16 protein-coding genes and 1 riboswitch are annotated in these 20190 nt (G+C 69.3%); of the genes, 5 read left to right on the plus strand and 11 right to left on the minus strand.

The annotated features are described in order from the left end of the window. Positions 1 to 15: 15 nt before the first annotated feature. From thpR to DAA40_RS11945, 5 genes are all read right to left on the minus strand, one after another. Positions 16 to 525: an RNA 2',3'-cyclic phosphodiesterase gene (gene thpR, locus DAA40_RS11925; RefSeq protein WP_106849917.1), complete on the minus strand. Its 510-nt coding sequence runs from the start codon at positions 523 to 525 to the stop codon at positions 16 to 18. Then, positions 525 to 1424, minus strand: a complete 900-nt coding sequence (locus tag DAA40_RS11930) for an ROK family protein (RefSeq protein ID WP_106849918.1) — start codon at positions 1422 to 1424, stop codon at positions 525 to 527. Before DAA40_RS11930 ends, thpR begins: the two co-directional genes overlap by 1 nt. A 9-nt stretch (positions 1425 to 1433) precedes the next feature. After that, a complete protein-coding gene (locus tag DAA40_RS11935) occupies positions 1434 to 2747 on the minus strand; it encodes a glycosyltransferase 87 family protein (protein WP_158716402.1) in 1314 nt (437 codons plus the stop codon). A 140-nt stretch (positions 2748 to 2887) separates the two neighbouring features. Next, entirely contained in the window at positions 2888 to 4510 is a 1623-nt protein-coding gene (groL, locus tag DAA40_RS11940; RefSeq protein ID WP_106849920.1) for a chaperonin GroEL, read from the minus strand. A 309-nt stretch (positions 4511 to 4819) separates the two neighbouring features. Next, on the minus strand, positions 4820 to 5077 hold the full coding sequence (locus DAA40_RS11945; protein ID WP_106849921.1) for a metal-sensitive transcriptional regulator: 258 nt from the start codon (positions 5075 to 5077) through the stop codon (positions 4820 to 4822). A gap of 65 nt (positions 5078 to 5142) precedes the next feature. Between DAA40_RS11945 and DAA40_RS16215 the strand changes: the two genes are divergently transcribed. From DAA40_RS16215 to DAA40_RS11960, 4 genes are read left to right on the plus strand one after another with little or no spacing between them, the layout of a single operon-like run. After that, positions 5143 to 5289: a hypothetical protein gene (locus DAA40_RS16215; protein ID WP_158716403.1), complete on the plus strand. Its 147-nt coding sequence runs from the start codon at positions 5143 to 5145 to the stop codon at positions 5287 to 5289. Positions 5290 to 5298: 9 nt separating this feature from the next. After that, complete coding sequence (locus DAA40_RS11950; protein ID WP_106849922.1) at positions 5299 to 6387, plus strand: branched-chain amino acid aminotransferase; 1089 nt, start codon at positions 5299 to 5301, stop codon at positions 6385 to 6387. A gap of 14 nt (positions 6388 to 6401) precedes the next feature. Next, on the plus strand, positions 6402 to 7814 hold the full coding sequence (locus DAA40_RS11955) for an amidase (protein WP_106849923.1): 1413 nt from the start codon (positions 6402 to 6404) through the stop codon (positions 7812 to 7814). Between the two features lie 60 nt (positions 7815 to 7874). Continuing rightward, positions 7875 to 8675, plus strand: coding sequence for a transglutaminase family protein (locus DAA40_RS11960; protein ID WP_106849924.1), 801 nt, complete (start codon positions 7875 to 7877; stop codon positions 8673 to 8675). A 103-nt stretch (positions 8676 to 8778) separates the two neighbouring features. On the opposite strand, the gene DAA40_RS11965 is transcribed toward DAA40_RS11960, so the two are convergent. Continuing rightward, a complete protein-coding gene (locus DAA40_RS11965; RefSeq protein ID WP_106849925.1) occupies positions 8779 to 8982 on the minus strand; it encodes a cold-shock protein in 204 nt (67 codons plus the stop codon). A gap of 391 nt (positions 8983 to 9373) precedes the next feature. Then, positions 9374 to 9490: riboswitch (SAM riboswitch) on the plus strand. A gap of 46 nt (positions 9491 to 9536) precedes the next feature. Between DAA40_RS11965 and DAA40_RS11970 the strand changes: the two genes are divergently transcribed. After that, positions 9537 to 10853 (plus strand): bifunctional o-acetylhomoserine/o-acetylserine sulfhydrylase, encoded by a 1317-nt coding sequence (locus DAA40_RS11970; RefSeq protein WP_106849926.1) that lies wholly within the window; start codon positions 9537 to 9539, stop codon positions 10851 to 10853. A 246-nt stretch (positions 10854 to 11099) separates the two neighbouring features. On the opposite strand, the gene DAA40_RS11975 is transcribed toward DAA40_RS11970, so the two are convergent. The 5 genes from DAA40_RS11975 to otsB form a co-directional block, all read right to left on the minus strand. Continuing rightward, the gene (locus DAA40_RS11975; protein WP_158716404.1) at positions 11100 to 12023 is read right to left on the minus strand and encodes a type IV toxin-antitoxin system AbiEi family antitoxin domain-containing protein; all 924 of its coding nucleotides are present in this window, start codon (positions 12021 to 12023) and stop codon (positions 11100 to 11102) included. A 259-nt stretch (positions 12024 to 12282) separates the two neighbouring features. Then, entirely contained in the window at positions 12283 to 13152 is an 870-nt protein-coding gene (locus tag DAA40_RS11980; protein WP_234356354.1) for an ABC transporter permease, read from the minus strand. Further along, positions 13149 to 15977: an alpha/beta fold hydrolase gene (locus tag DAA40_RS11985; RefSeq protein ID WP_106849928.1), complete on the minus strand. Its 2829-nt coding sequence runs from the start codon at positions 15975 to 15977 to the stop codon at positions 13149 to 13151. Before DAA40_RS11985 ends, DAA40_RS11980 begins: the two co-directional genes overlap by 4 nt. Before the next feature lie 117 nt (positions 15978 to 16094). Beyond that, the gene (locus DAA40_RS11990; RefSeq protein WP_106849929.1) at positions 16095 to 19310 is read right to left on the minus strand and encodes an HAD-IA family hydrolase; all 3216 of its coding nucleotides are present in this window, start codon (positions 19308 to 19310) and stop codon (positions 16095 to 16097) included. A 7-nt stretch (positions 19311 to 19317) separates the two neighbouring features. Further along, positions 19318 to 20151: a trehalose-phosphatase gene (gene otsB, locus DAA40_RS11995; RefSeq protein WP_106849930.1), complete on the minus strand. Its 834-nt coding sequence runs from the start codon at positions 20149 to 20151 to the stop codon at positions 19318 to 19320. Positions 20152 to 20190: the final 39 nt, after the last annotated feature.

Genomic DNA, 20190 nt, shown 5'->3' on the forward strand with positions numbered 1-20190 from the left:
CCTTGGCGGCCGCCCTCATCCCATGAGAGGGAAGCTCTCGAGCGGCTCGTAACGCGGAGCCCGACCCCTCTCGAGGAAGGACCGCAGCAGGACGACCGAGCCGACCTCGAAGCGTCTGCTGCGCAGCCCGGCCAACTCGGTCACCGCGCCGGTCAGGTCGGCGCGCTCGCGGGAGCGTGCGACGGTGACGTGTGGGGTCTGACCGGGCCCGGCGAGCCTGGCCCACGGGTCCTGGCCGAGCTCGACCGCGGCGTACAGCACCTTCGCCATCCAGTCGTGCGGAAAGCACCCGGCGCCCGAGATCGCCGCGGTGAACGGCGCGACCGCAGCACAGCGCTGCTCCCAGTGGTCGATCTGCCGGTCGAGCTCACGCTCACCGCACTCGCCGAGGAAGCGAACCGTCAGATGCAGGTTCTCCGGGCGCACCCACCGCAGGTCGGGGCGGATCTCGCGCAGGACGTCGAGACTCTCGCTTAGCTCGTCGCGGACGTCGGCCGGCAGCGTGATCGCGGTGAAGATGCGCATCAGCCGATGCCCAGCCGGGCTCGCACATAGGTCGCCGCGCCGATCAGCGGAGCGTCGGAACCGAGCGCACCGACCAGCACCGGCACGCCCCGAAGCGGACGCATCACCTCGCCGGTGAAGGCCGCCGCCACCTGGTCGGTGTAGAGCGGGCCGATCTGTGTCACTCCCCCGGTCAGGATCAGCGCGTCGATGTCGATGACGTTGGCCAGACCGGCGACCGCCCGGCCCAGCCACAGCGCACCCTCGGTGAGCACCGCTGCCGCCAGCGGATCGCCGCCGGCAGCGAGCTCGGCGATCTCCGGCAGTGTCTGCGGTCCCCCTCGCGCAACCGAACGAGCGACCATCGCAGGGCCGCTGGCGACCGCCTCCAGATGATCACTGCGCCCGCACCCGCACGGTCGCTCGCCGTCCGTACCGGCGAGCAGGTGCGCGAGCTCCCCGGCGGTGCCGTGCATCCCCTCTTCGAGCCGGCCGTTTATCAACAGGGCGCCGCCGATCCCGGTGCCGACGCTGACCACCAGCACTCGCGAGAAGCCCTGGGCGATGCCGTGGGCGAGCTCGCCGACACCGGCGGCGTTGACGTCGTTGGTGACGGCATAGGGCAGATCGAAGCGCTCGCCGATCGCTGGGCCGATCCGGGCGCCGTCGTACTCGGGCTTGCTGTCGCTGGCAACGACCGTGCCCTCGATCGGGTGGATGGTGCCGGGTGATCCGATGCCGATGGCATCGACCGGTTCCTCCCCGATCACGCGCTCGAGCAGCGTGAGCGAGGCAGCAACGACCTCATCAGCGGCGGTCGGCGCCGAGGCCTCGAGGCGGGAGTGCAGCCGCCCGTCGCGGCGTACCAGGCCTGCGGCGAGCGTCGTCCCGCCGATGTCGATGGCGGCGGTGAAGCTCATGAGCGCAGCCTACCGACGTACGGCGAGCCCTCTGTCGTCGTCCGCCGTCGGCGCAGGCGCCCTCGGCGGGGCGGGAGTGCCCTCGCTGCGTAGCAGGACGACCGGCACGACCGCGGCGATCGCGATCGCCGCGAAGGCGCGCAGGTTGGCGAATACCCAGTCGATCCAGGCCACGTCCGGAAGGCCGAGATGGCCGGTGATGTGTGCGCGCACCCCGAAGGTCATGATGAACCCGAGGAAGACCATCCAGGCGATCTGCACCCCGGGCCGGCGCGAGATCATCACGAACATCGCCATCCACAGCCACACCTGGTGATGGGTCCAGCTGATCGGGCTCGCCACGACCATGGCGGCACCGATGATGATCAGCGCGCTGAAGTCGTCCCCGGCGCGAAGCAGCGCCGCCGCCCGCCGCCATGCGAGCACGAGCACCAGGAGGGCGAGCGCCAGGTACAGCACCTTCTGTGCGGCCCCCTCCATGCCCATCCGCATCAGCAGCGCGCCGAGGCCTTGGTTGGGCACCCCCTTGTACTGCCCGAAACGCGGGAGGTCGCCGGCCTTGCTGGTCACGTAGTCGACCATCGCGCTGGGGAAGATCGCGACGCCGATCGCGCTCAGCACCGCGAACAGGCCTGCGCCGTTGTAGGCCTGGCGGCGCCGTCCGGCCAGCCACAGCGCCGGCAGCACGGCCAGCGGTGTCAGCTTCACGGCCGCGACGAAGCCGGTGATCAGCCCGCCGTACGACGGCCAGCGCCGGCAGACGACCAGGACGTCGATGCTGACCAACGCCACCAGCAGCAGGCTGATCTGACCGAGCCGGGTGCCGACCAGCACCGGTCCGCTGAGCCCCAGCGCGATGCACAGCAGCGGGGTGGCGATGCTGGCGGGAATGCGGGCTAGCAGGCCATCGGGAGCGGTGAAGATCCGCGCGTACCGCGGGATGAGGTATGCGATCGCAAGGACGCTGGCACCCGCCCAGAGCAGCGCCAGGACCTTCATCGCCGTATAGGGAACCGCGGCGAACGGCAGGAACGGCAGGACGCCGAAGGGCGGATAGGTGAAGGGAAGCCCGTCGCCGCCCACCCGGAACTCGTACAGGGCGCCGCCGTCGAGCACCCATTGCGCGCTGCCGACGTACACCTGCAGATCGCTCATCCGCGGTCTCGAGGCGAACGGGTTGTACTCGCGCAGGACGGCGTAGGTGACCGCGAGCGCAGCGAGCCACGCGAGCGCGACGACGAACCGGTGAGTGGTGGCGTGACGGGCGCGGGGGCGCGTGGTCGATCGAGTTCGCGGAGCGTCGTGCGTGTTCAGCTGGTCCACCACAAGACCTAGGTTAGTGGTCCTGAGTGACCGGCGCACCACGCCCAGGCAAGGTGCGGTTGAACGAACGGGTCTACAAGAGCGCAGTGGGCCCCGACCGCGCGGTCGGGGCCCACTGTGCAGCGGTGGTGCGATGGCGCTTAGAAGCCCATGTCGCCCATGTCGCCACCCGGCATGGCCGGAGCGGCCTTCTCGGGCTTGTCGGCGACGACGGCCTCGGTGGTGAGGAACAGCGCAGCGATCGACGCGGCGTTCTGCAGGGCCGAGCGGGTCACCTTGACCGGCTCCATGATGCCCGACTTCAGCATGTCGACGTACTCGCCGGTCGCGGCGTTCAGGCCTTCGCCGGCCTTCAGGCCCTTGACCTTCTCCACGATGACGCCGCCCTCGTGACCGGCGTTGACGGCGATCTGCTTCAGCGGAGCCTCGATGGCGACCTTGACGATCTGGGCACCGGTGGCCTCGTCACCCTCGAGCTTGAGCCCGTCGAAGGCCTTCGCGCCGGCGTTGATCAGCGCGACGCCGCCACCGGCGACGACACCCTCCTCGACGGCCGCCTTCGCGTTGCGGACGGCGTCCTCGATGCGGTGCTTGCGCTCCTTCAGCTCGACCTCGGTCGCGGCTCCGGCCTTGATGACGGCGACGCCACCGGCCAGCTTGGCCAGGCGCTCCTGCAGCTTCTCGCGGTCGTAGTCCGAGTCGGAGTTCTCGATCTCGGCGCGGATCTGGGCCACCCGGCCGTTGATCTGCTCGACATCGCCGGCACCCTCGACGACGGTGGTCTCGTCCTTGGTGACGACGACCTTGCGGGCGCGGCCCAGCAGGTCGAGCGAGGCGGTCTCCAGCGACAGGCCGACGGTCTCGGAGATGACCTGGCCACCGGTCAGGATCGCGATGTCCTGCAGCATGGCCTTGCGGCGGTCACCGAAGCCCGGGGCCTTGACGGCGACGGACTTGAACGTGCCGCGGATCTTGTTCACGACCAGGGTCGACAGCGCCTCGCCCTCGACGTCCTCGGCGATGATCGCCAGGGGCTTGCCCGACTGCATGACCTTCTCCAGCAGCGGCAGGAGGTCCTTCACGTTCGAGATCTTGCCCTCGACGATGAGGATGTACGGGTCGTCGAGGACGGCCTCCATACGCTCCGGGTCGGTGACGAAGTAGCCGGAGATGTAACCCTTGTCGAAACGCATGCCCTCGGTGAGCTCGAGCTCGAGCCCGAAGGTGTTGCTCTCCTCGACGGTGATGACGCCTTCCTTGCCGACCTTGTCCATCGCCTCGGCGATCAGCTCGCCGATGGCCGGGTCCGCGGCCGAGATGCCCGCGGTGGCGGCGATCTCTTCCTTGGTCTCGACGTCCTTGGCCTGGGCGTGCAGCTGCTCGGTGACCGAGGCGACCGCGGTCTCGATGCCCTTCTTCAGCGACATCGGGTTCGCGCCAGCGGCTACGTTGCGCAGGCCCTCACGCACGAGCGCCTGAGCCAGCACGGTGGCGGTGGTGGTGCCGTCACCCGCGACGTCGTCGGTCTTCTTCGCGACCTCCTTGACGAGCTCGGCGCCGATCTTCTCGTACGGATCCTCGAGCTCGATCTCCTTGGCGATCGACACACCATCGTTGGTGATGGTCGGAGCGCCCCACTTCTTGTCGAGGACGACGTTGCGACCCTTCGGGCCGAGCGTCACCTTGACGGCGTCGGCAAGGGAGTTCATGCCGCGCTCGAGGCCGCGGCGGGCCTCCTCGTCAAATGCGATCATCTTCGCCATTGACTACATCCATCCTTATTACGGGGAAGTCCCTCGTGGGGAAGTATTGAGTGTCTGACCCCTACGGTGCCCGCGACGGACGACAGCCGGCTCGCACACCGCAGCCCACGAGATCTGCTCGAGGACACGACGTACGTCGCACTGCCTCACCGGGAGGCCAACGGTGGCTACGTTAGCACTCAGCCATCGAGAGTGCTAACTGCCGTCCGAACAGCTTGGCGAAGAAACCCTGCGATGCTGAACACCTAGGCGAGGGCCCCCACCCCGCTATCCGGCCTGGAGCTTGGTAAAACCCACCGCATCCAGGGGCTAGGCGAGGGACAGGAAGAGCTTTTCCATCGTGGCGACGTCCACAGTGTCGCTGCCCTCCTCGACGCACTGGCGCAGCCCCTGGGCGATGACGGCGAATCCGGCGCGATCCAGCGCCTTCGATACCGCGGCGAGCTGGGCCACGACGTCCTGGCACTCGCGGCCTTCCTCGATCATCCGGATCACCCCACCGATCTGGCCCTGGGCGCGCTTGAGCCGGTTGACGACCCCGCCTAGATCCTCCGCGCGAAGCTGCATGGCCTTCCTCTCAGCTGGCGAGATTATACCCCATAGGGTATGCCCCCCGCGGCTAGTCCGAGCCCGTGCGAGTCATCATCATCGGCGGCGTCGCCGGCGGCATGTCTGCGGCTACCCGCCTTCGCACGCAACCGGAGTACGACGCCGGCCGCATCGACGGCGCCGCCCTGCTGCCGGTCGACACATCGGGGATCTCTGGACAGCGATCCTAGGATCGATCCATGCTGACCTTCCCGACCACCCCGAGCGGCCGTCTGGTGGCGGACGACGAGCGAGCCCGGATCCTGGCCGCGCCGGGCTTCGGCACCCACTTCACCGACCACATGGCGCAGGCGACGTGGACGCCGGGTGCCGGATGGCACGACGACAAGGTCGGCGCGGTGGAGCCCTTCGTGCTGCATCCTGCGGCCGCCGTCCTGCACTACGCGCAGGAGATCTTCGAGGGCATGAAGGCCTACCGCCGGACCGATGGCTCGGTGTGGCTGTTCCGCCCGGATCGCAACGCCGCCCGGTTCCAGTCCTCCGCGCGCCGGCTGTGTCTTCCCGAGCTGCCGGCGGAGGATTTCGTGCGGTCCATCGAGCAGCTGGTGCGCACGGATGCCGCGTGGGTTCCCGAGGTCCGGACCGAGGAGTCGCTGTACATCCGCCCGTTCATGGTCGCGACCGAGACCTTCCTCGGCGTCCGGCCGGCCCACGAGGTCGCCTACCGGGTGATCGCCTCGCCCGCCGAGGCCTACTTCAAGAAGAAGGAGGGTGAGGCTCCCGGCGTCCGCCTGTGGATCAGCGGGCATTACACGCGCGCCGCCCGAGGCGGCACGGGCGCGGCGAAGTGCGGCGGCAACTACGCCGCGAGCCTGGCCGCGCAGATGGAGGCCGCCGCGCACGGGTGCGACCAGGTGCTCTACCTCGATCCGGACGGGCAGTCGCTCGAGGAGTCCGGCACGATGAACATCTGCCTGGTGACCGCGGACGGCGAGCTGCTCACCCCCGGTCTCGGTACGATCCTGGAGGGCGTCACCCGTGACAGCGTGCTCGCGATCGCGGCTGAGCACGGGCTCACCCCGGTCGAGCGCACGATCACCCTCGACGAGCTGATCGCTGGTGCGCGCTCCGGCCAGGTCACCGAGGTCTTCGCCTGCGGAACGGCCGCGGTCATCACCCCCATCACCCACTTCGCCAGCGACACCCAGTCCACGGACGTCGGAGGCGGCCGCGCCGGCGAGAAGACGATGGCGATCCGCCAGCACCTGCTCGACGTGCAGCTGGGGCGGGCCGAGGACACGCATGGCTGGTGCCACCAGGTCTGCTAGGGCAAGGTGGGGGCATGGACGACGTCAGCTACCTGAGCGCAGCCGAGCTGAGCACGGCGTACGCCGCTGGCGAGCTCTCCCCCGTCGAGGCGACCCGGGGCGTCCTCGACCGCCTGCACGAGGTGAACGACAAGATCAACGCCTTCACTGCGGTCCTCGACGACTATGCGCTGGACCACGCCCGGCAGTCCGAGGAGCGCTGGCGCGCCGGGAGCCCGCTCAGCCCCATCGACGGCGTCCCGACCTCGATCAAGGACAACGTCCCGATGGCCGGTCTGCCGTGCCGCAGGGGATCGCTGACCACCGACCCTGGGCCGGCGTCCGAGAACGGTCCGGCGGTCGACCGACTGCTGGAGGCCGGGGCGGTGCTGTTCGGGCGGACGACGCTGCCGGACAACGCCTGCAAGGGCGTGACCGACAGCCCGCTCACCGGCATCACGCGCAACCCGTGGAACCTGCAGACCACCCCCGGCGGGTCCAGCGGAGGCGCATCAGCGGCACTGGCGGCCGGCATCGGACCGCTCGCGCTCGGTTCGGATGGCGCCGGGTCGATCCGGATCCCCGCCTCGTTCGCCGGCGTCGCGGGGATCAAGCAGACCTACGGCCGGGTCGCCACGCTGCCGGGCAGCCCCTTCGAGGGGATGTCACACCAAGGCCCGATGGCCCGCACGGTCGCCGACGTCGGTCTCATGCTGCAGGCGATCGCGCATCCCGACCCACGCGACGGCACCAGCTGGCCCGGCCCACCGATCTTCGATCCGGACGCCGACATCACCAACCTGAACGGCGTCCGGATCGCTTTCACCGCTGACTTCGACCTGCCGTTCCCGATGCAGCAGGGGGTGCGTCAGCGGGTCGTGGCGGCGTCCGACGTCTTCCGCTCGCTGGGCGCCACCGTCGTCGACGCCTGCCCAGATCTCTCTGGAGTGATGCCCGCCCTCGCCACGCTGTGGCACGGCGGGCTCGCCAAGGTGTACGCCGCTGTCCCGGAGTCCGCCCGCGACCGGTTCGACCCCGCCCTGGTCGCGATGGCGCAGCGTGGCGCCGGCATCACCGCAGCCGATTACGTCGCGGCGTCTGGCTACAAGGCCGAGCTCGGCCGCGCGATGGGCGAGTTCCACCGCGAGCACGACCTGCTCGTGGGGCCGACGATGCCGCTGGTCGCCTTCGAGGCTGGCCGGCTCACCCCGCCAGGCACGCCCGAGGACGACTGGATGACGTGGAGCCCCTATGTGGCCGCCTTCAACATGACCCAGCAGCCGGCGGCGTCCGTGCCGTGCGGGCTCTCGGACGGGCTGCCGGTAGGACTGCAGATCATCGGCCGGCGCAACGACGACGCGCTGGTACTGCGCGCGGCGGCGGCGTACGAGCAGGCGGCCGGCGGGTTCCGGGCGCTGTCCGACCACGGCCGCCGACTGGCGCTGTAACGGGACCGCGCGGCCGACCTCACACCCACGGGCTCGTCCCGGCGGAGCAGGATGGAGCCCATGCAGCGAACCGTCTCCGCCCACGTCGACGCGCAGATCGTCGACACCACCGACCTCGTGCTGTCCATCGCCGTCGCACGCGGCCCGGACATCGCCGAGGAGAGTCTCTCGATGACCCTGGAGGGTCAGCCGCTGGAGTTCACCGAGGTGGTCGAGGCGGACGGCACGCGGCTGCACGTATGCCGCGGCATCCCCACCGGGCAGTTCGTCGCCGAGTACCAGGCGACGGTCGACGGGCAGGCGCGAGCGGCCTGGCATGACGACATCGCCGAGTTCGTCTACGCCCGCCCGAGCCGGTACTGCGAGTCCGACGAGCTCTTCCACAGCGCGTCCGCGCTGTTCGGGGGCCTGCAGGGGCACGACCTCGTCAACGCCGTCCGCGAGTGGGTGAACCAGAACGTGCAGTATTTCAGCGGCTGGTCGCGGGTGACCGACGGCGCGCTGGAGACCTTCCTGCAGCGGCAGGGCGTCTGCCGCGACTTCGCGCACCTGGTGGTCACGCTGCTGCGCGGGCTGTCGGTGCCGACCCGCTTCACCTCGGTCTACGCCCCCGGGCTGCAGCCGATGGACTTCCACGCCGTGGCTGAGGCCTACATCGACGGGCAGTGGTGGATCGTCGATGCCCCCGGGCTGGCGCCGCGCGCCAGCATGCTGCGGATCGCGACCGGGCGGGACGCCGCCGACACCGCGTTCATGACGACGATGCGCGGCGGTGTGCAGATGGGCGACATGACGGTCACCGCCACGGTCGATCCGGAGCTGCCCATCGAGGATCCAACGGCGCTCATCCCGCTGCTGTGAGCCGGGCCGCTGCGGTGACCGGGCCGCGAAGACATCGAGGCCCGGCGGAGTCGAGCTCCCCCGGGCCGCGGTCTTGCGGTTGGATCTTGGTCTTGCCGGCTCGTCAGCCGACGACGCGAACCTGGTCCGCCTGCGGACCCTTGTCGCTCTGTGTCACCTCGAACTCCACACGCTGCCCCTCATCGAGCGCGCGGTAGCCGTCCATGACGATGGCCGAGTGATGAACGAAGACGTCCTGGCCGCCGTCGACGGCAATGAAGCCGAAGCCCTTTTCCGCGTTGAACCACTTCACGGTTCCTTGTGCCACGTGCACTCCTGTTTTGTCATGCTGGGTCGGGCCCCGCGGGGTTGCCGGGCCCGGGTCTTGCTCCGCCCCGCACTACCTGCAGGTCCTGCCATGACACGGCTCCAGCTGCTTCAGAACACCAGCGTCCGCGCCAGGATCGAGCGGGCTGACGCCCACCGACTTGCTGAACTACGACCGATCGCCACGTTACAACCATTCCCTGACGGCGCCAGTTGACGTGCGGTAACAAAACAACAACGTCATCCCGACCTCGGGGCGAACAGGGCGGAGGTCGCCTGAGCGCCTACTGCGTAAGGCCGGCCGCTGGTCCAGGTGCCGCGGCCGCCCCACTGTCCCTCGGATCGCGACCCGGTCGCGGGCTAATCCGCGAGATGCCGTACATTCGTCGGCAGGTCATGAGCTCCAGCGACAAGCCCCGGCTTGCTGGACGGCAACCCTCCACCTGCGGTGGGGTGCTCCGGGTGAAGACCAGGCAGCGACCAGATCCGGTCGCCTGCAAGCGCGGGTTCTTTCATTCGTGAAGGACCCCTAACCACACGGGAGACACCTAACCCATGAGCACTCAGCCCGACAACTGGGCGTTCGAGACCAAGCAGATCCACGCGGGCCAGTCCCTCGACGAGACCGGCGCCCGGGCGCTGCCGATCTACCAGACGACCTCATACGTCTTCAAGGACGCCGAGCAGGCGGCCAACCGGTTCGCCCTCAGCGAGCTGGGCCCGATCTACACGCGCATCACGAATCCCACGCAGGCAGCCGTCGAAGACCGCATCGCCGCCCTGGAGGGCGGTGTCGGCGCCCTGCTGCTGGCCTCGGGCCAGTCGGCCGAGACGCTGGCGATCCTGAACATCGCCGAGGCGGGCGATCAGATCGTCGCCTCGCCGTCGCTGTACGGCGGCACCTACAACCTGTTCAAGCACACGCTGCCGAAGATGGGAATCGAGACGATCTTCGTCGAGGACCCGACCGATCCCGAGTCCTGGAAGTCGGCGATCACCCCGAAGACCAAGCTGTTGTTCGGCGAGTCGATCGCCAACCCGTCGGGCCAGATCCTCGACATCGAGGCGATCGGCGCGATCGCTCACGAGGCCGGCGTCCCGTTCATCGTCGACAACACGATCGCGACACCGTACGTGCTCAACCCGCTGAAGCACGGCGCGGACTACGTCATCCACTCGGCCACCAAGTACCTCGGTGGCCACGGCACGTCGATCGCCGGCGTCATCGTGGACGGCGGCTCGTTCGACTACGCGCAGTACCCCGAGCGCTTCCCGAACTACAACCAGCCCGACCCGTCCTACAACGGCCTGGTCTATGCCCGCGACCTCGGTGTCGGGTCGGCCTTCGGCGCCAACCTGTCCTTCATCCTCAAGGCCCGGGTGCAGCTGCTACGCGACATCGGTCCCGCGGTCTCGCCGTTCAACGCCTTCCTGATCGCGCAGGGCCTGGAGACCCTTAGCCTGCGCGTCGAGCGGCACCTGGAGAACACCCGCAAGGTCGCGGAGTTCCTCGAGAAGCACGACCAGGTCCTGAGCGTCACCTGGGCCTCGCTCGAGTCGTCGAAGTACTACGACCTCGCGCAGAAGTACACGCCCAAGGGCGCCGGCGCCGTCCTCGCGTTCGAGATCGCCGGCGGCATCGAGGCGGGCAAGAAGTTCGTCGACGCGCTCCAGCTGCACAGCCACGTGGCGAACATCGGCGACGTCCGCTCACTGGTGATCCACCCGGCCTCGACCACCCACAGCCAGCTCAACGAGCAGGAGCTGATCGCCGCCGGCGTCACCCCGGGCCTGGTCCGGCTGGCCGTCGGCATCGAGGGCATCGACGACATCATCGCCGACCTCGAGACCGGCTTCGCCGCCGCGAAGTAGCCTCAGATCGCAGCACTGCGACCCGCCGCGGCACCGAGGACCGGTGCCGCGGCGGGTCGTCTCCTTCGGCCACGTGCAACCCTCTGCATTACAACTCTGCCGGCCTGCTCGGACGACCCCGGGGCGCCGGCGGTGGCGCTGCTAGCGGGGCTTCCCCGGCCAGAGGGGATCTCCTCAGCGAGAGGGAATCGCCTCAGCGAGCGGGGATTAATCCCCTCTCGGTCACGCCAAGCCCGCCTGCTGGGCTCATGCCCTCCTGGCGTGTAGCTCGACCGCCTCGCGGATGCGCGCCACGAGGGCGGCCGGGTCGGCCAGGTCGTCCCAGACCACTCTGACTACCAGCCAGCCCAGCGACCGGATCGCATCCTCGCGCCGCTTCTCGGCGAACAGCGCCTGCTGGTCCTGGTACTTCACCCGTCCGTCGAACTCGATCAGCACCGGGGTGCCGGCGACCCGGAAGTCGACGCGGGCGACGAACGTACCGGACGGCGTCCGAACGTCGAACTGCGGCACCAGCGCCAGGCCGCCACGCGTCGCGATCAGTCGCAGCAGGCTCTCTCCCGGCGACTCGGCGCGGGCATCGAGCAGCTCGATCGCCTGATGAGCTCGGGTGGAGCTGCGCCGCGGCCCGAGCAGCTTGGCGGCCTGCTGCAGCTCGTCAATCGTCACGGTCTTTCTCCGCAGCGCCGCATCACCCGCGACGACCGCGGCTTCGATCCCCGACTCGGCCGCGACCTGCGCGATGGCGACCGCATCGGTCACGACGCGTGCTCCCTTGATCTCGTAGGACGGGAGACTGGCCGACGTCCGGCTGATCCGCACTGGTGGCGACAGCAGCGAGTCGCCCTTGTTCAGCCGCGTTAGTCGCGCCAACTCTAGGTCGACGCCGTACGTCGGCAGACCTGCAACCAGCAGCGCGGAGTGATGGCTGACGACGACCCGCTCGCCGTAGATGATCGAGACGGCGAGCGCCAGCTCCCGATTGCGCCCGGCCGCGTCGTCCGGCTCGGGGTTGAAGGTGAGGATCCCGCGCCACAGCGTCCGGATCAGCCCCTTGGCCACCCACCGGTCGATATCGGTCTCCGAGTAGCCGCACTGGTGCGCCTGCTTGCGGGTGAGAACGCCGTACTGCGTGGTGGTCAGGGTGGCGAGCAACGTGGAGGTCTGCATGCCGGTCACCCTGACGCGCGGATCGCGCGGACGGAACCGCTCGCCGCAGATCAGTGGACAACCCGTCCACCTGTGGACGAGTGGACGCCGACCGAGGCGCACCTGGCGAGAGGGGATCGCCTGATCAAGAGGGGATCCCCTCAGCAAGAGGGGATTAATCCCCTCCCGCTGATGACAAGCCCCCTTGCTCATGACAAGCCCGCTCGCTGGGGCGACTGCGGCCAGTGGGACGGCGGGGGTGACGGCGGGGGTGACGGCGTTAGCTGGTGACGTCCTTGCGGTGGAAGTGCCAGAAGGCCAGTGCAAAGAGGGCGGCGGCGTACGCCAGCGACCAGCCGACGCCCGCTGCCATGTCGGCGGTGTCCGGCGGGTCGCCGAGCATGCCGATCCAGGCGTAGTTGTACGACGTCGGCAACGCGTTGCGGATGTCGCCCAGCGCGTCGATCTGGCCCAGGATGCCCGAGACGATCACGATGAACACCGTCCCGCCGACGGCCGCCAGCGGCGCGTCGGTGCGCACCGACAGGTAGAACGCGAGTGCCCCGACCATCAGCTGGTTCACGACGAGGTAGCCGACGATCGCGGCCAGGCGCCACCACATCTCGCCGGTCGCGATGCTCAGCCCGACCGGGGTGGAGACCGGGCCCCACCCGTAGGCGATGCCGCCCGCGATCAGGGACACCGCGACCAGCGTCAGCAGCGACAGCACCGAGAGGGTGAAGGCCACCAGCAGCTTGCGGCGCAGCAGCACCGATCGAGGCACCGGCGCGGCCAGCAGGTAGCGCAGGCTCCCCCACTGCGCCTCGGAGGCGACCGTGTCGCCGAAGAACAGTGCGAACACGATCACCAGGAAGAAGCCAGTGGTCGCGAAGAAGACGAACAGCGCGAAGTTGAACGCGCCGGTCGTGGCGACGTCCACCAGGTTCACCCGACCGTCGGGCCCGGAGTCCTCGGGGCTGCCCAGCGCGAACGCCGCGATCAGGATCAGCGGCAGCAAGCTCATGAACGCGAACACCGCGCGGGTCCGGCCGCGGGTGAGCTGGCGCCGCATCTCGACCCCGAACGGGAGGGTATGGCGCTCTGCGTACCCGTCCGCGGTGTACGACGAGCCGGTGCGGGTGCTGCTCACGCGCCACCTCCCACCAGGGCCAGGAAGGCGTCCTCCAGCCGGCGTCGCGGGACCACCTGCTCGACGGCGACGCCGGCGGCGACCAGCGCCGTCACCAGATCGCTGGCTCGTGCCTCACTGAGCTCGACCATGATCCGCCGTTCCTCGTTGCCAGTGACCTCCACGCCGTCGATGCCCGCCAGCACCTCGAGCGCGGTGGCCGGGTCGTCGACGTCGATGTCGATCTCGCTGCCCGCGCCGACCACCTCGGCGACCGTCCCGTCGGCGATCACCTCGCCGAAGTTCACCACGACGACGTGCGAGCAGGTCTGCTCGACCTCGGCCAGCTGGTGGCTGGAGACGAGCACGGCCCGGCCGTCGACGGCGTACGACTGCAGCACCTGGCGCATCTCGGCGATCTGCGGCGGGGCCAGGCCGCTGGTCGGCTCGTCGAGCACCAGCAGGGCGGGCAGGCCCAGCATCGCCTGCGCGATCGCGACCCGCTGCCGCATGCCCTGCGAGTAGGTGCGCACCTTGCGCTCGATGTTCTTGCCGAGGCCGGCGATCTCGATCACCCGGTCGAAGTGCGCGTCCTCCGCGGGCCGGCCGGTCGCCGCCCAGTACAGCTTCAGGTTGTCGATGCCCGACAGGTGCGGCATCAGGCCGACGCCCTCGACGAAGCAGCCGAGCCGGCTGAGCACCGGAGCGCCGGGACGGACGCGGTGCCCGAAGACCCGCAGCTCACCCTCGGTCGGGTGGATCAGTCCCATCAGCATCCGCAGCGTCGTGGTCTTACCCGCGCCGTTGGGCCCGAGTAGCCCGACGACCTGCTCGCGCTCGACCCGGAACGAGACGTCCTTGACCGCGACGAAGCCGTCGGCGTACGCCTTGCGCAGCCCGGTCACGACCAGCGGGACGTCGTCGAGAACCGCGTCGTGGTCGACGACCTCGGCACGTCGCCGCCGGGCGCGCGCGATCAGCCAGCCGGCCAGCGCCAGCGCGGCACCGATGCCCAGGCCGATGAGCACCCTGTTCCAGACCGAGCTGGCCAGGGACAGCGAGCGGGTCTCGATGCTCGTATAGCCCAGCTCCCCGCCGTCCGCGAGCGAGACGCTGAAGGTCTGCTGCTGCAGCGGCTGCTCGTAGGCGCGGTCGGTCGAGGCGACCGCGAGGATCATCCGGTGCCCAGACTCGAACCGGTGCGCGACCGCCGGCAGGGTGACCTCGACGGTCGTGCTGCCGCCATTGGGCGGTACGACGACCGGCGCAACCTGCCCGCCGGGCAGTCCCGGCAGGCCTGACCCGGTTCCGTCGTACAGCTTCACGAACACGAATCCGCCGTCCGGCATGCCCTCGATCGTCAGGGTGACGGTCGGGCTGCCGACGACGGTGACCGGCTCGTCGAGCGTCGGTGAGACGAAGTAAGCGGCCTGGCCGGGCGGGTCGAAGGCGACGCCGAGGGCTCCGAGGCCGGGCAGCGTCGACAACGAGCCGGGGGCGGAGCCGGGCGGGCGGACGACGGTCTGCGGCGGTCCGCCGAGAGAGATCTCCTCGCGCTCGGCCGCGCTCGGGTAACGATCGGCGATCTCGACCCGCTGGGCGGGCCGGCCGCTGCCGGCACGCGTGGTCAGGCCGGTGCGCTGCGCCAGCTCGAAGTCCGCGGACGGCTGCTCGCCCTCGCCGGCGAGGTAGTAGCCGAACCACTCGGCGGTGAGCTGCTGGATCCGGGCGAGCTCGGCATCGGAGGAGGCGACTCCCCCGTTGTCGTGGCCGCCCGCGGTCCAGACCATCTTCACCGTCGCGCCGGCCTCGCGCAGCTGCGCTGCCGTCACGTCGGCCTCGCTGAGCGGGAACAGCGAGTCGGCCTGGCCCTGCACCAGCATCGTCGGGATGTCGATCTGCCCGGCCACCGAGTACGGCGACGAGGCATCCAGGAGCGCCAGCCCGGACTCGTCGAGGCCCTGCCCCTCGGCGGCCGCGGCGTAGACGGTGCAGATCTCCTGGGAGAACCTGCCGCACACCGGGTCCGCGCCGGCCCCCGGTGTGGCCGGACCGGCTCCGTTCTGCGTCCCCGGACTACTCTCGGCCGGTCCCGTAGCCGAGTCGCCGTCATCCGAGTCACCCTCGCCCGATCCGGTGACGCCGCCGAGGACGCTGGTCAGGTCGATGCCCTTGCCGAACCCGAAGAAGGTACCTGCCCACTCCCTCTTGAACACGCCGGTGGTCGGATCGGCGTCGGTGGCCGGTGCGGCGAACCCTTCCGGGGCACCGGCGGCGTCCGGGAAGAACACCCGCGCCATCCGGTTCCAGGTGATCATCGGGACGATCGCGTCGACCCGCTGGTCGTGGCCGGCGGCCAGCAGCGCGAGTGCGCCGCCGTACGACCCGCCGGCGATGCCGACCCTCGGATCCCCGTCAGAATCGAGCAGGACGTCGTCGCGCTCGGCGAGGTAGTCGATCAGGTTCGAGGCGTCGGCGACCTCGGCGTCCGGGGCGTTCAGGTGGATCTGGCCGGTGCTCGCGCCGAACCCGCGGGCGGTGTAGGTGAGCACGACGAAACCACGTTCGGCGAGATCAACGGCGTCCGCGCGCACCGACTCCTTCGAGCCCCCGAATCCGTGGGCGAGGATCACGGCGGGTGCTGGGTCGTCGCTCGAGGCGGCGTGCGGCACGAGCACCGTGACGTCGAGGGTCACGGACTCCGCCGCGGTGTCACTGTCGAACCGGAAGGACTCCGTGTCGTACGCCGGCGCGCCGGAGGCCTGGCGCCACACGAGGAACCCGGCGATCACGAGCACCGCGGCGACCAGGGCAAACAGCCGCCTGCCGGAGAACCATTTCGCCACGCGCCCCGCCGTCCGTTCAGAAGATCAACCAGAAGGACAACTGACACTCCCCTTCGATGGTTCCCGCCGGAGCACCGGGACCATCGACGGAGAGTGTCGAGCGGTGTGGGACGGCGATCAGCTGGCGGCGAGCACGCCCTGGGCCAGCTGCTCCCGATCGACCTGGTCCAGCGAGGCGACGACCAGATCCGCCGAGGTCAGCAGGTCCTCGTCATCGAGCCGGGCCACGCCGATGACGCACATGCCGGCCGCCTTCCCCGCGGTGACGCCGGCAGCCGCATCCTCGAGCACCAGACAGTCCGACGGCGTCACGCCGAGCGCGGCGGCAGCGGTCAGGAAGATCTCCGGATCGGGCTTCCCGTGGATGTAGTCGCGCCCGGACAGGTTCGCGTCGAACACGTCCGACAGCCGCGTACCCGGCTTTATCGCGTCGGTCTGGATGCCGGCCCGCTGCAGGAACCTGCTCACGTCGATGCGGCTCATCAGCCGCTGCGCGTTCTTCGACGACGAAGCAGCGGCGATCGGGATCCGCAGGTTCTTCACGTCCACCAGGAAGCGCAGGGCGTCGTCGAACTCCTGAAACTCACCCTCGTCGATCAGCTGCACCAGCTTGTGCTGCTTGAGGTCGGCGTACTGCTTGGCCCGACGTTCGGCGTCCGGGACGCCGAAGTAGCGCAGCGCCGCGAGCGCACCCTGAATCCGGGGGCGCCCAGCGACGACCTCCTGGTAGACGCGGTCGTCGAAGGCCTCGGGCGAGTAGCTGGTCTGCCCGGCGACGTCGGACCATTCGCCGGTCATCAGGTCCTCCAGCGCTCCCCGCCACGACAGCTCGTGCGGGGAGTCGACCAGCAGACCGTCGATGTCGAAGATCACCGCGGCGAAACCGGGGGTAGCGTGCTCGACCGGCCGGCCGTCGACGACGAAGGTACTCGTCTCGCCGCGGGCGAGGGTCACGATCTCGTCGCCGACACCGATGCGTACGGTATGGCTCTGTCCCTCCGACTCGCTGGTCACGCGCAGCTCGTTGCCGTCGATCGCGATCGCCAGCGTGGCGCCCCGGAACTGCATCCGCAGGCGCAGGCCGTGCAGATGGTCCAGCTGCGTGGGGTTGATGTGCAGGACGCCGTGCCGTACGTCGGTCCCGAGGTAGGCCCGCTGCACCAGGTCGAGGGTGCCGGCCATCACGCCGAGGTGGATGCCCTCCCGGGTGGTGCCGCCCTGGATGTCACCGATGTCGCTCTCGAGCGCCACCTTGAAGCGCTCCCACGAGCTGTCCGGGTCGAGGGAGGCCAGGACGCCGGCATGCGTCACCCAGCTCAGCGTCGAGCCGTGCGAGGTGCGCCGGTCGTAGTAGTCGATGGTGCGCTTGGCAAGATCCTCGTCGAGCCGGTAACCGAGCCGCGCGAAGATCCGCGTCAGGGTGCTGAGCGGGAACAGGTAGAAGAGCATCACCGCGTCGGCCTGCTTGGCCAGCTTGTAGCGGTCCGGGTCGTCGTCCTCGGCCTTCAGGATGCGATCGAGGCGCTGGATGTCGCCGTACTTCTCGCGGTAGGCATCCCAGTCGAGCTCGGCGAGGTCCTCGTACCCCTCGAACTGGCTCAGGATGCCGTCGCGGTGGAAGGGCACGAACATCCGGTGGCTCATGTCCTTCCACTGAGCCACCTCCTCCTCGGTGAGCCCGATGCGGTGCATCAGCGACAGGCGGCGGGTCCCCGGCAGCAGGTGCAGCACCTGCTGGGCGACCTCGCAGATCCAGGCGACCATGACATTCGTGTACGCGTTGTTGCGCAGGCCGCCCTCGTCCGCGCCGGGGTATTTCTCGTGAAACTCGTCCGGCCCCATCACGCCGTGGATCTCCCAGCGCTCACGCTCGGGGTTGAAGTGCGCCAGCGACGCCCAGAACCGGGCGATCTCCAGCATCATCTCCGCGCCGGAATCGCGCAAGAACTGGAAGTCGTCGGTCGCCTGGTAGTAGCTCCAGATGTTGTAGAAGATCGCGGCGTTCACGTGCCGCTGGTTGCGGCTGAGGTCGGGGTCCCACTGGCCGGACATCGGGTTCAGGTGGACGACCTGGGTCTCCTCCTGCCCGTCGCTGCCGCTCTGCCAGGGAAACATCGCCCCTTTCAGGCCGAGATCTGCCGCGGCCGCGCGCGCCTCGCCCAGCCGGCGGAAGCGGTACATCAGCAGCCCGTCGGTCACGGCGGGCAGACGGAAGTTCAGGAAGGGGAAGACGTACATCTCGTCCCAGAAGATGTGCCCCCGGTAGGCCTCGCCGTTCAGCCCGCGGGCCGGGACGCCCGCGTCCTGATGCGGCGTGTTGCGTGAGCAGACCTGCATCAGGTGACAGATGTGCAGGCGCAGCAGGAACTGCACTCGCTCGTCGCTGGGCAGCTCGATGTTGCACGCCGCCCACAGCTCCTCCCAGGCGTTGGCGCTGTAGGAGAGCTCCTGGTCGAACCGGCCGTACCGGGTGACGACCTTGCCGGCCTGGGTCATCGGCTCGTTGATGGCCCGGTCGTGCGAGTTGAACACCGACACCATCTTCTCGACGCGCACCGTCTCGCCGTCCGTGATGTCGAAGGAGAGCGTCTGGTGTATGTAGTCCTCGATCTGGAAGGTGTCGCGCTCGACGTCCATCTCCTCGTCGCCGCGATAGACGCGGGTGCGGGCCGCCTGGGCGATCTCGATCTGCGACTGGCGGGTCTGTGCCTTGAGCCCGATCGTGTCCGGGGCGATCACGCGGGGACCCAGCGGCGCGAGATGGCGCCCCTGCAGGGCCTTGTAGCGCTCGACGCCGGCGTTGGTGATGACTCCGTTGATGCCGGAGATGACCGTGAGCCGACCGGAGTAGTTCTCCGCCGTGAGGTCCCAGGAGATCCCGGCCTGATGGATGCGCCGCATGCTGACGAACCGGCGACTGACCAGCTTCGTGATGCGCCCATGCCGGTCGGCGAACCGGATCTCGCGGACCATGAGGTTGCTGGCCAGCTCCATCCGATGGGTGTAGTCGAGGATCTTCACCTTCGAGATGTGGAACGGCTCGCCGCCGTCGATGGAGAGCTTCATGGTCAGCCAGTTCGGCAGATTGACCATGTCCTCGTTCAACACCGGCCGCCCGGAGAGGATCGTCGTCTCGCGGTTGAAGATCCCGTGCGAGTAGGTGCCCGGGTAGTGGACCTCGTTGGCGTCCTCCCACTCCAGCGTGCCGCGGGTGCAGAAATAGCCGTTGCCGGTCGAGGTGAGCGTCTCGCGGAGCATCTCGTGCTCCGGGGTGTAACCGGTGTATACCAGCTCGTCGGTGGGGCTCTCGATCGCGCCATGCATAGCGGTCATCGGATTCCTATCGGTCGTCGCCGTCGATCAGCTCGCTGGCCAGGCGGTCGAAGAAGCGCTGGACCTCGTCGGGCGAGTCCAGGCGCAGGGTGGCATCGGAGTGCCGGTCGGCGACCTCCGGGTCGTCGGCGGTCCCGACGAAGATCCCGATGCCGCGGCCACGCAGCGCGCTGAAGGCATGCTCGTCGGTGATGTCGTCGCCGAGGTAGACCGGTACGACGTCCGGACCGTCGAGCCCAAGCCGCTCCATCAGGTAGAGGACGGCGCGGCCCTTGTCCCATTCGACCTTGGGCTGGATCTCGAGCACCATCTTGCCCGGGGTGACCTTCAGCGAGTCCGGGTGCGCGGCGAGGATCCGCTCGACGCAGTCGGTGACCGTCTTCTGCTCCTGCGGGCTGACCAGCCGGTAGTGGACGGCGACCGAGGTGAGCTTCGGCTCGATGAGCACGCCGTCGATCCCGGAGAGCTCTTCGGTCACCTGGTCGCGAGCCTGTTCGATCAGCTCCTTGTGCTCCCCGCCCATGCGCATCTCGATGGCGCCGGCGGACGGGCTCCAGATGTCGAATCCATGGCTTCCGGCGACCACCAGATCATCCACGCCCATGAGCTCCTGCACGACCTCCCGGTCACGACCGGAGACGATGCACACCGAGCACGCGGTGCTCAGCCGCCGCACGCTCGCTCCCATCTGCGGCGTGATCACCGCGTCCTCGGGGCGATCGACGATCGGGGTGAGGACACCGTCGTAGTCCGAGAAGATGGCGACCCGCCGTCCGGCGGCCTGCTGCTCGAAAGTATCGAATTGAGTAAATGCGTTCACCAGTTCGCTGATGCGCGGCAAGGATGCCTCCAGCCATGGTCGGCGTCGACCACCCCACCC

Origin of the sequence: Blastococcus sp. Marseille-P5729, from assembly GCF_900292035.1 — a bacterium.
In the GTDB taxonomy this organism is placed as follows: Bacteria; Actinomycetota; Actinomycetes; order Mycobacteriales; family Antricoccaceae; genus Cumulibacter.